The sequence below is a fragment of the Legionella sp. MW5194 genome, from assembly GCF_016864235.1.
Lineage (GTDB): Bacteria > Pseudomonadota > Gammaproteobacteria > Legionellales > Legionellaceae > Legionella_C.
The window spans coordinates 1,694,624-1,706,144 of record NZ_CP045732.1 but is presented as its reverse complement, the minus strand read 5'-3'; the positions used below and the strand labels follow the sequence as shown (position 1 = coordinate 1,706,144).

Genomic DNA, 11,521 nt, shown 5'->3' with positions numbered 1-11,521 from the left:
TGCGACAGAAATGTGGGAACGTTATGGATTTTATGTTGTTCAGTCACTGTTGGCTCTTTATTTAGCCAGCCATTACCAATGGCATGATAAACACATCTACGCCTTAGTCGGCTCCTTTACAGCCCTGACCTATTTGTCTCCGGTCATTGGCGGCTGGATTGCAGATCATTTGCTGGGGCAAAAAAACACCGTGCTGTCCGGCGCTGTCTTTCTTTTTTTAAGTTATACGCTGTTAACCCTCATTCAGTCCAAATCAGCGATGCTGATTGCCCTGGCGGGCATTGCGGTGGGTACCGGTTTGTTGAAGCCGAATATTTCTTCCCTGCTTGGCAATGAATACCCGATTGACTCACCCAAACGGGAAAGCGGCTTTACCGTGTTTTACATGGGCATCACCACCGGAATTATCCTCGGCACCACCCTGCCCAGCTATTTAAACGCCAATTTTGGCTGGTCTGTTACCTTTTCAAGCGCCGCCTTTGGCATGATCATCGCCTTTGCTGTGTTTGCCTTTGGCATTAAGCGGTATGGCATTGAGGATTATCACCCTTTTGAATGCCATCCTGCAAAAATAATGAATGCCCTGGGCATGATGTTTTTATTGTGGCTGCTCTCGTTCTGTATTTTATGTTATCCCGGGTTTGCTGACATTGCCTTTTTAGGTGTTGTGGTTCTGTCCCTGGTTTATCTTTTGACCACGGTTAAACGGGAATCCGCGCAACAAGGTCGACAAACGCTGGTTATTGGCCTGTTATGCATTGTCTCGGTGATGTTCTGGGCCTTTTATTTTCAGATGTTCATGTCCTTGACGCTGTTCATTGCCCGGGTTGTTGAGCCGACGTTTCTTGGAATTCAATTCCCTCCGCCCTATTATGTCAGTATTCAAAGCATCGGCATGCTGGTTTTCGGCTATTTTCTTGCACGAAGCAAACCGCAATTGAACAGCGTGCAAAGCGGTAAGCGCACCGGCAACAAATTTCTGCTGGCCATGCTATTCATGTGGCTGGCTTATGGCTTAATTGCCTTTGTGAGTCGGGAAAGCACTGCGCCGGCTTTGCTTTCGCCGCTTTATTTTATCCCTGCCTATCTGATGATATCGATTGCTGAATTACTGCTTTCCCCTGTCGGGCTCTCCGCTATCACGGTCTTGGCCAGTCGACGCAAGGTCAGTACCATGATGGGGATCTTTTTCGTTTCGCTGGGTATCGGTGGTTACCTCTCCGGTAAACTGGCCATCCTGACGGCGATTAATCCTGGTATTCAATCTGTCGTTGAATTGAAAAACCATTATGCAGCAAGTTTTACTCACCTGTTACTTATTCTGACAGCAGCCACGCTGGTATGCTTTGTGATTAATCTGCTGATAAAGCATCTGTTATCACGGAATAATCATGAAAAATAGCCAATTGCCGTCAATCTCTTTGAGACTTTTTGATTTTACTGATATTATCCAACGCCTTTTGGAAACAACTGTTCATGACTATGGCTAATCAACCTGCAGAACTCGAAAAACTCCTGCATATTCTCGACGAAATGCAGGCCATTGATATTAATGTCCTTGACGTGAGGCAACAAACAGCCATCACGGATTACATGGTGGTTTGCAGCGGCCGCTCATCCCGCCATGTCAAGGCCATTGCCGAGACGGTGATGGAAAAAATGAAGGCCCACGGCCTTTCTGCCATCGGCTCGCACGGCATCGAGGCCGGTGAATGGGCCCTGGTTGATTTTGGCGATTTCATCTTGCACGTCATGCAGCCTGACAGCCGTGCATTCTACAACCTTGAAGGGTTGTGGCAGGATGGCACTGCTTAAGGCTCCCTATGCTGAAAATGACCGTCATTGCCTGCGGAAGCAAAATGCCGTCCTGGGTTAATGAAGCGACAAAAGAGTACAGTAAACGGCTGCAGGAGTTCGTCAGCTTGTCGCTTATCGAGATTCCTCTGACCAAACGAACCAAGTCGAGCGATTTGGCCCGTGTCATGGATAAAGAAGCGCAGTTAATCCATAGTGCCATACCTCCGGGTGCCCGCGTTGTTGCCCTGGCTATTGAGGGCGACAGTTTTGACAGTGAAAAACTGGCCGTTAAACTGAACTTGCTTCAGCAAAATCACAGTCATGTCTGTTTCATCATTGGCGGCCCCGAAGGCCTGTCCTCTGCAACCCTGGCTCTCAGCCAGGAACGCTGGTCTCTATCACGGTTAACCCTGCCACATCCGCTGGTACGGATTGTATTGCTTGAAACCCTGTATCGTGCCTTTGCAATAAATAACAATCACCCTTACCACAAATGAAGTTTTCCGTTACCATGTATGGCAATCCTGTTACCCCATTAATCCGAGTAGTTGCAAACGATGCGCCTCAATAATCCTGTAAAAAATGATCGCCAGGAAATCCGAATCCATCGCATTCGTTTGAATATACTCACTGTTATGGTAGCCCTGTTGTCGGTCGTTCTGTTAATACGCCTGGCTTATCTGCAAATTGCCGAATTCAAACGCTATGAAACCCTGTCTTTAAAAAATCAGATGAGTATTATCCCCATTGCGCCGCCGCGAGGGATTATTCTGGACAAAAATGGCATTGTCCTTGCCGAAAATATTCCCGTGTATGTTCTTGAAATTATTCCGGAACGGGTAAGCGACATGAACAGCACCATCGCGCGCTTAAGGAAACTGCTGCCTTCGATCAGCGACGAGGATGTTGATAATTTCAAGCGCACCCGCAAGCAGAACCGTTCGTTTGTCCCTATTCCCATTAAACTAAAGTTAACCCAGGAGGAAGTGGCCACCTTTGCTATCCATCAATACCAGTTCACCGGCGTCAGCATCAAGGCGCGGTTAATGCGCTATTACCCCCTGGGCGAAGTAACAGCACACCTTCTCGGCTATGTTGGCCGTATCAATGTGCAGGAACTTCAACAGGTCGACAGCACGAATTATCGCGCCACCAACTTTATCGGCAAATCCGGCATTGAAAAATACTACGAGAACATTCTGCATGGCCAGGTGGGCTACCAGCAGGTTGAAACCGATGTCAGCGGCCGGACCGTTCGCGTACTAAACAAACAAAACCCGGTTTCCGGTGAGAAGCTGTACCTGACGGTGGATATCCGCCTGCAAAAAATCGCCTATGAAGCCATGAAGGATAAGCGAGGTGCCGTGGTGGTCATGAGTGCGCGTCACGGGGATATTCTGACCATGGTGAGTTCACCAAGTTATGATCCGAATGTGTTTGTGAACGGCATTAAATCAGCCGATTACCAGAAGCTATCGGACACCCGCGACCGACCGCTTTATAACCGCGCCGTACGCGGATTGTATCCCCCGGCCTCAACCGTCAAACCCTATGTCGGACTGGCGGGGCTTGAAAAGGGCGTTATTGATACTGGATTCAGTGTGTATGACCCAGGCTGGTTCCGTCTGCCCGGTGTAAGCCATGCCTACCGGGACTGGAAAAAAGGTGGTCATGGTATGATTAACTTAAAGCGGGCAATTACGGTCTCCTGTGACACTTACTTTTATCAGCTGGGCCATAAACTGGGGATAGCTGAAATTGAAAAAATGCTGAGCCAGTTTGGTTTTGGCCAAATGACCCAGGTCGACCTGTATGAAGAAGCGCCAGGTATTCTGCCAAGCGCACCCTGGAAAAGACGAACGAAAGGCGTTTCCTGGTATCCAGGCGACACGCTGATTACCGCCATTGGCCAGGGATTCATGCTGGCTTCTCCACTGCAGCTGGCCAATGCCGTTGCCACCATGAGCCAGCATGGCCAACGTTACAGGCCCCATTTACTGTTAAAATCCGTACAAAGCGACAAGGGCGAAGTGCATCCCTATCAACCCATCAAAGAAAAGACAGTCAAACTCAACGAGGAAGCCAACTGGGACATTATCATTGATGCCATGCATGCGGTAACCACCAGTAATGAAGGCACGGGATACCGGTTTGGCCGCAATCCTCCCTATTCCGTGGCCGCAAAAACAGGTACCGCGCAGGTTTTTGGCGGGCGGCAATATGAAAAACGCCGCAACCAGGTCATTCCCGAACATTTGCGCGATCACTCCCTGTTCATTGCCTTTGCACCGGTTGAAAACCCCGAAGTGGCCATTGCGGTCATGGTTGAAAATGACGTTTTGGCTTCCAACGTGGCACGTAAAGTTCTGGACGCCTATTTTGAAATGAAAAAGAGCGAATCCCCATCATGAATCAACGACAAGCCCGTCCAGTCTATCGCTTTACCAGCAAAGCCATCCATGTTGATTTGCCACTGCTGGGTTTATTGCTTGGGGTCATCGCCTTTGGCATGCTGATTCTTTACAGCGCCTCCAATCAAAACCTGGGGATGGTATTAAGGCAACTGATGCGTCTCTCCTTTGCCATCGGCATTATGATGGTTTTTGCCATGGTTCCTCCCCACAAATATAAAATCTGGACGCCCTGGATTTACGGAGTGGGTCTCGCCTTGCTGCTGGCGGTTATGGTCATTGGTAAAATCGGTAAAGGCGCGCAACGCTGGCTGGATTTGGGCGTCTTTCGTTTTCAACCTTCTGAAATCATGAAATTGGCGGTGCCGATGATGGCTGCCTGGTTTTTTGACCGCAAGCCCATCCCCATCGACACTAAAAACCTGTTGATTGCCGCGGTCATTATTTTTGTTCCCGCGCTGTTAATTGCCAAACAACCTGATTTGGGGACTGCCATTATGGTCGTCTTCGCCGGTTTAAGCGTTATTTTCATGGCCGGCATCAGTTTCCGTATTCTGTTAGTACTCCTGGTTTTGGCGGGATTATCAGCCCCCTTGCTGTGGCATGTGATGCATGATTACCAGCGCCAGCGTATTTACACGCTGTTAAATCCAGAGCAGGATCCGCTTGGATCAGGTTATCACATTATTCAATCGAAAATCGCCATTGGTTCAGGCGGTGCGTTTGGCAAGGGATGGTTGGCAGGGAGTCAGTCGCACCTCAATTTTTTACCGGAGCATGCCACCGATTTTATTTTTGCTGTGAGCGGTGAAGAGTTTGGTTTTGTCGGTAGCATGCTATTAATCTTGTTGTTTATTCTGGTGTCGTTGCGCGGCCTGTACATTGCCCGTCAGGCTCAGACGAGTTTTACCCGGCTATTGGCTGCCAGTCTGGCCATGACGTTCTTTTTATCGGCCTTCGTCAACATCGGTATGGTGACGGGCATATTGCCCGTGGTAGGCATTCCATTGCCTCTGGTCAGCTATGGTGGAACGGCTATGGTGACTTTTTTAGCCAGCTTTGGCATTTTGATGTCCATCAGTTCGCATCGTATCCTGTTCACTGCCCTATCCTGACGCCTGTTCGGCGAATAATTGCGTCACGGGCGCAAAGGATTTGCGGTGAATGGGCGAGGGACCCAATTCAAGCAATAAACGGCGATGCATCTCCGTAGAGTACCCTTTGTGGACAGCAAAGCCATATCCCGGGTAGAGGCTGTCGAGTTGTTCCATTTCCTCATCACGTGAGACTTTTGCCAGAATCGATGCCGCACTGATTTCCGCAATCAATAAATCCCCCTGGACAATCGCTTCACAGGGAATGTCAATGTTGGGTTTGTGCAGGCCATCCACCAATACTCGGGCCGGCTTGATAGCCAACGCCTCCACTGCCCGCTTCATGGCCAGCAACGTTGCCCAATGGATATTGAGCTCGTCAATTTCACTGACTTCAGCTCTCCCGTAGGCAAAGCAAACCGCTTCTTTCTTGATTTGTTCTGCCAATGTTTTTCTTTTTTTAGGCGTCAATTTTTTTGAATCAGTCAATCCCTCCAGCGGCCGTTTCAAAATCACCGCGGCGGTTACGACAGGACCGGCCAAGGGTCCTCGTCCCACCTCATCGACACCCGCACTATAATTTTCCATTTATGTATCCCTGGGTAGAAAGACTGGCAATAATAACCATTTAAAATTGATTTATCACCCAGGAAATGCGATCATGCGCACAAATTTTTCTACGCTGTTAATCATGAGTGTTTTACGATGTGCCGTGATTGGGGTTGGCTACCTGGGTCGATTCCATGCTCAAAAGTACAAAATGGTGCCCGATGTGAAATTGGTGGGTGTCTGTGATGTGAACCAAACCGCTTCCGATGACGTTGCCCAGGAGTTAGGTGTACCTGCCTATTATGATTTTGCCGATCTTTTGGATCAGGTGGATGCCGTCAGTATCGCGGCCACCACCACGCAACATTATGCAATTGCCAAACAATGCTTAAGCCGAGGCATTCATGTTCTCATTGAAAAACCCATCACCGAAACCGTTGAACAGGCCGATGAACTCATCGCACTGGCTGAACAGCATCAGGTGAAACTGCAGGTCGGCCATCTGGAACGATTTAACTCCGCGCACCTTGCCCTGCAAAAATACCTGGTTAATCCCCTGTTCATTGAATCGCAGCGTCTGGCACCGTTTAATCCGCGAGGCGCCGATGTGAATGTGATTCTGGATCTGATGATCCATGATATCGATTTGATTCAATCCATTGTTAAAAGTTCCATTATCCACATTGATGCCCATGGTGCACCCGTGCTTTCATCGGCTATTGATATTGCCAATGCCAGAATCACGTTCGCAAATCACTGCGTCGCTAATGTCACGGCAAGCCGTGTCAGTTTTAAAACCGAGCGTAAAACGCGTATTTTTCAGCCTGATTGCTACATTTCCATTGATTACCATGCCAAACAGTTTGCTCTGTTTCGTAAAGGTCAGGAAGAAATGTTTCCCGGTATTCCCAATGTGGTTTGTGAGGAGTCCACCTTTGAAAAAAGCGATGCCCTGCTCGAGGAGATCAAATCCTTTGTCGATGCGATTAAAGAAAACAGCACACCACTGGTGACCGGGGTGGACGGCCGCAATGCCCTGGCTACGGCGAGTCAGATTACCTCGTTAATCCTCTCCCGCCTTGTGGCCTGAAATGACTAATCCACAGCCTAAAAAGGTTGTCATTGTTGCCGGTGAGGAGTCAGGGGATGCTCACGCCGCAACGCTGGTGTCCAACCTTCTTGCCTGGAATCCCACGCTTGAATTAAGCGGCATAGGCGGCCGTCACATGCAGCAGGCCGGGGTCAATGTGATTAGCGATTTAGCCAGTTTCGGCGTCACCGGCATTACCGAGGTGGTACGCCACTTCATGGTTATCAAAAAGGCGTGGAAATTAATCAAAAACCACCTCCAAACGGTTCAGCCAGATTTACTTATTCTCATTGATTACCCTGGGTTTAATTTGCGCCTGGCCCGCTATGCCAAACGCGTGTTGGGCTTGCGCATTGTTTATTACATCAGTCCACAAATCTGGGCCTGGAAGGCCAATCGCATCCACACTATCCGGGAGTGCGTTGATCGCATGGCGGTCATCTTGCCCTTTGAAAAGAGTCTTTATCAACAGGAGAAGGTAACCGTCTCGTTTGTCGGGCACCCGCTGGTCAATAAAATACCCGTCTACGACAACCTGGCATCGGTCAGAATGTCTTTGAATTTACCACTTGATAAGCGCCTGATTGCGTTACTTCCAGGCAGCCGACGTAACGAAATTGACCGGCACATGCCCGTGCTTTTAAAGACCGCGGAGCAACTTGGCAGACAGTATCATGATGTTCATTTCGTCATTCCAATCGCGGCCACCATCGATGCTTCCTTAATTCGTTCGTATTTTACCCATAGCCAGGTTGCCATCTCCTTTATTGAGGGGCAGGCGATTGATGCAGCAGCCTGCAGTGATTGTGTGGTCGTTGCGTCCGGTACCGCGTCACTGGAGTGCGCTTTGTTGGCTAAACCCATGTGCATCATCTATAAAGCCTCCCTGTTAACCTACATTGCGGCCTCTAAATTAATTAAAGTAAAATACCTGGGTCTGTGTAATCTGCTAAAAAATCAAATGATCGTACCCGAATTATTGCAATATGACTGCAATCCAGCCCAGCTTACACACCTCATTGACGACTTGTTGCATGATCATGACATGGCCAGGGCCATGGTGCACCGTCTTCGGGTTTTAAGGCGTGAATTATCCAGTGAGCAGGCAGATTTATCCATTGATGAGTTAATCAAGGAAGAGTTGTCCATTTAATTCCTTTTTGTCTTTTATTTAAAAGGTTTTCACGTTTTAACCGGGGAAATGGGCAAAACATAACCATTTTTTGGCACGGGAAACACAAAAAAAACCTCTACTCGTCATTTTTTGCGCATTTTATCCCCTCTTTTATTAAAAAAAGGCTATTATATAGAGAGATAATTCTGCTTAAGTCAGACTCAAAAGCCTAAGCGTACATTGGCGTTGCTTAAACTCATGGAGGAGTTGCACGATGTCAAATCATTTGAAGGAACCGCTTGATTTTAAAGTCTTGTTTGAATCCACTCCCGACTTATATCTGGTTCTAAACAGTGCGCTTCATATTATCGCTGCAAGCGATGCCTATCTGAAAGCCACGCTGGTGACACGAGAGCAAATCCTTGGCCGCTATCTCTTTGATGTATTCCCGGATAATCCCAATGAAGCAAGCCCCACCGGCGTCAATAACCTTAGGGCTTCCTTGCAACGGGTTTTGCAAACCAAAGCCCCGGATACCATGGCGGTACAAAAATACGATATCCGAAGACCTGAGTCGGAAGGTGATGCGTTTGAAGAGCGGTACTGGAGTCCGATGAATGTGCCGGTACTTAATCAAGACAATGAATTGCTCTACATCATCCATCGCGTCAAGGATGTCACTGAATTTGTCCACCTGCAACAGGCGGGGACTGAGCAAAATAAGCTGACAGAGGAACTGCGTAGCCGTACGGAACGCATGCAGATGGAAATTTTTTTAAGGGCCCAGGAAATTCAGGAAGCCAATAAGCAATTACGGGCCGCGATCAAGGAGCTTGAGCAAAAGAAAACCCAACAAGAGGTGTTGTACAGGCAGCTTAACGAATTAAATCAATTAAAAACGCAGTTTTTCGCTAACATGAGCCATGAACTGCGTACCCCGTTGTCGCTGATACTCGGACCTCTTGAGAAAATGAAAAAGGATCCTTCCCTGCCCTTATCCATGCATAAACCCATGGAAATCATCAGCAACAATGCACATATTCTGTTAAAACATGTGAATGATTTGCTCAATATCGCTAAGCTCGATGCCGGAAAAATGGTGCTTAATTATCAGGAAATTAATCTGGCCAAATTGATTCGTGTCATTGCCGAGAACTTTAACAGCCTGGCCGAAGACAAAGGTATTCATTTTAATGTCCAAAGCCCGCCTATTTTGATTGCTGAAGTTGATGCGGAAAAAGTGCAGCATATTCTCCTTAATCTGTTATCCAATGCGTTTAAATTTGTCCCTGCTCATGGTTTGATTGTCTGCAAAGTATCTCACGATGATCACAAGGCCATTATCAGTGTGTGCGATAACGGCCCTGGCATTCCTAAAGAATTGTATGAGGTTATTTTTGAGCGCTTCAGTCAGGTTGAAGGTGGCGAGACACGCAAACATGGCGGTACCGGCTTGGGACTTGCCATTGTCAAAGACTTTGTTGAACTGCAGAAAGGAAACGTGTTTGTCAAAGAATCCAAATCCGGCGGCGCGGAATTCATTGTGGAATTGCCCTTGAATGCACCCGCAGGTGTATCGGTTAGCCGCGCGTCATTAGACAGCTACGATCCGGCCTTGGATGAGATGAGTAAATCCACCGTGTTGTCATTGAAACCGGTGGCTAAACCCTCAGAAACGGCCGAAGTCCAGATCAATATGAGTGAAAAACCGACAGTGCTTGTTGTTGAAGACAATATCGACATGAATCGCTTCATTGCGGAGGTATTATCCACTGATTTTTATGTCATCTCCGCCACTGATGGGCTGGAAGGGTTTAACAAAGCCGTAGCCCACAAACCGGATTTAATTTTATCCGATGCCATGATGCCTCGGATGAGCGGTGAAGAATTAATTGAAAACCTTCGCCAGAAGGTCGAGTTAGCCGATACCCCTGTGATTTTGCTCACGGCTAAAAACGATGAAGAATTTCGATTGAAATTACTGCGTAGTGGCGTTCAGGATTACATCACCAAACCCTTTGCCGCTGAGGAACTCAAGGCGCGAATTAATAACCTGATTAATCTTCGCATGGCCAGAAACAAATTGGAGCAAAAAAACATCGAGCTTGAGCAAATCGCCTATTATGATCCATTAACCGGCCTCGCCAACCGCCAGCAATTATTGTCGAGCATGAAGGACTGGCTCAGCAATACCGCCGGACAAACCAAGCTGGCCGTGTTATTTCTCGATTTGGATCGCTTCAAATTAATCAATGATGCCTTGGGGCATAAAATTGGCGATATGCTTTTACAAATCATTGCCAAACGCATCAGCAATGTCATTCAGGCCGGTGATATTGCCACACGATTGGGCGGCGATGAATTCATTATCATGTTAAAACGGGTGACTGACAGCGTGGGAGCCACCAAAGTCGCCAAACGGATTTTAAGAAAACTCAATGAACCGGTGACAATTGAAGAGCACAAACTGTTTGTCACCGGGAGTATTGGCATCAGTATCTGGCCCGATGACGGCACTGATGAGCAGGCGTTAATCAAGCATGCTGACATTGCCATGTATTGTGCCAAAAAGGCGGGGCGCAACAACTACCAGTTTTTTAATTATGACATGGTGCATCGTCTGCAGGATAAGCTGGACATTGAAAATTTATTACGCGAAGCACTGGAGCAGGACAAATTGATTCTGCACTATCAACCGCAATACGATTTACGCACCGGGCGCATGGTCAGTATCGAAGCATTGCTGCGCCTGCCGTCCCATGACGGCGGGATACTCTATCCTAATCAATTCCTGCCTGTTGCCGAAGAAACCGGGCTTATCAAGCCCATTGGCGAGAGGGCATTTGAACTTGCCTGCATGGAATACAAACAATTCCTGCACAGCATCAAAAAATACAACCACCCCATCAAGTTGGCTGTGAATTTTTCATCTCAGCAGCTGGAAGAATATGATTTTATTCAGACGGTGCAAAACATCATTCAAAAAACCCGGGTAGCCGCCAAACAGCTTGAGTTTGAAATCACCGAAAATTCACTTATCCGCAGTATGGAAAACAGTGAGCGAATTATTCTGCAGCTAAAAGAAATGGGCGTATCGATTACTCTGGATGATTTTGGAGTAGGCTTTTCATCATTGAATTACCTGCGGCAACTGCCTCTGGATACCTTGAAACTCGACCCGACTCTGATTAAGAATGTCCCAGGGGACAAGGTAGACTCCGACATCGTCAGCTCCATCATTAACCTGTCTCATGCCATTGGTCTGTCGGTGGTGGCCGAGTGTGTTGAAGCAGAACATCAAATTCAGTTTTTAAACCAGCATCAATGCGACAAGGTTCAGGGTTTTTATTTTTCGAAGCCGGTGGCTATCGCTGCGGTCATAAAACTTCTGGAAGAGAAATCGCCCTGGACAGTGAATCAAACCATCTCAAAATAGAGGGGATCATGCGCTCTACGGGTATAGAGC

At 47.7% G+C, this 11,521-nt stretch carries 9 protein-coding genes; 8 read left to right on the top strand and 1 reads right to left on the bottom strand.

The genetic code is table 11. The features are described from left to right. Positions 1-10: 10 nt before the first annotated feature. The 5 genes from GH742_RS07935 (at position 11) to rodA (ending at position 5,323) form a co-directional block, all read left to right on the top strand. On the top strand, positions 11-1,402 hold the full coding sequence (locus GH742_RS07935; RefSeq protein ID WP_239005325.1) for a peptide MFS transporter: 1,392 nt from the start codon (positions 11-13) through the stop codon (positions 1,400-1,402). An 80-nt stretch (positions 1,403-1,482) separates the two neighbouring features. Next, positions 1,483-1,815: a ribosome silencing factor gene (gene rsfS, locus GH742_RS07930; RefSeq protein ID WP_203454227.1), complete on the top strand. Its 333-nt coding sequence runs from the start codon at positions 1,483-1,485 to the stop codon at positions 1,813-1,815. An 8-nt stretch (positions 1,816-1,823) separates the two neighbouring features. After that, complete coding sequence (gene rlmH / locus GH742_RS07925) at positions 1,824-2,294, top strand: 23S rRNA (pseudouridine(1915)-N(3))-methyltransferase RlmH (RefSeq protein ID WP_203454217.1); 471 nt, start codon at positions 1,824-1,826, stop codon at positions 2,292-2,294. A 60-nt stretch (positions 2,295-2,354) separates the two neighbouring features. Next, on the top strand, positions 2,355-4,208 hold the full coding sequence (mrdA, locus tag GH742_RS07920) for a penicillin-binding protein 2 (RefSeq protein ID WP_203454215.1): 1,854 nt from the start codon (positions 2,355-2,357) through the stop codon (positions 4,206-4,208). Continuing rightward, positions 4,205-5,323 (top strand): rod shape-determining protein RodA, encoded by a 1,119-nt coding sequence (gene rodA, locus GH742_RS07915; RefSeq protein ID WP_203454213.1) that lies wholly within the window; start codon positions 4,205-4,207, stop codon positions 5,321-5,323. Before mrdA ends, rodA begins: the two co-directional genes overlap by 4 nt. On the opposite strand, the gene rnhB is transcribed toward rodA, so the two are convergent. After that, positions 5,315-5,890, bottom strand: a complete 576-nt coding sequence (gene rnhB / locus GH742_RS07910; protein ID WP_203454211.1) for a ribonuclease HII — start codon at positions 5,888-5,890, stop codon at positions 5,315-5,317. The genes rodA and rnhB overlap by 9 nt on opposite strands. 103 nt (positions 5,891-5,993) lie before the next feature. On the opposite strand from rnhB, the gene GH742_RS07905 reads away from it, so the two are divergent. The 3 genes from GH742_RS07905 (at position 5,994) to GH742_RS07895 (ending at position 11,491) form a co-directional block, all read left to right on the top strand. Continuing rightward, positions 5,994-6,941: a Gfo/Idh/MocA family protein gene (locus GH742_RS07905; protein WP_203456890.1), complete on the top strand. Its 948-nt coding sequence runs from the start codon at positions 5,994-5,996 to the stop codon at positions 6,939-6,941. 1 nt (position 6,942) lies between these two features. After that, positions 6,943-8,094 carry a lipid-A-disaccharide synthase gene (lpxB, locus tag GH742_RS07900; protein WP_203454209.1) on the top strand — a complete coding sequence of 384 codons (1,152 nt, stop codon included), beginning with the start codon at positions 6,943-6,945 and terminating at the stop codon, positions 8,092-8,094. A 235-nt stretch (positions 8,095-8,329) separates the two neighbouring features. Next, complete coding sequence (locus GH742_RS07895) at positions 8,330-11,491, top strand: EAL domain-containing protein (RefSeq protein WP_203454207.1); 3,162 nt, start codon at positions 8,330-8,332, stop codon at positions 11,489-11,491. The last annotated feature ends 30 nt before the right edge of the window (positions 11,492-11,521 follow it).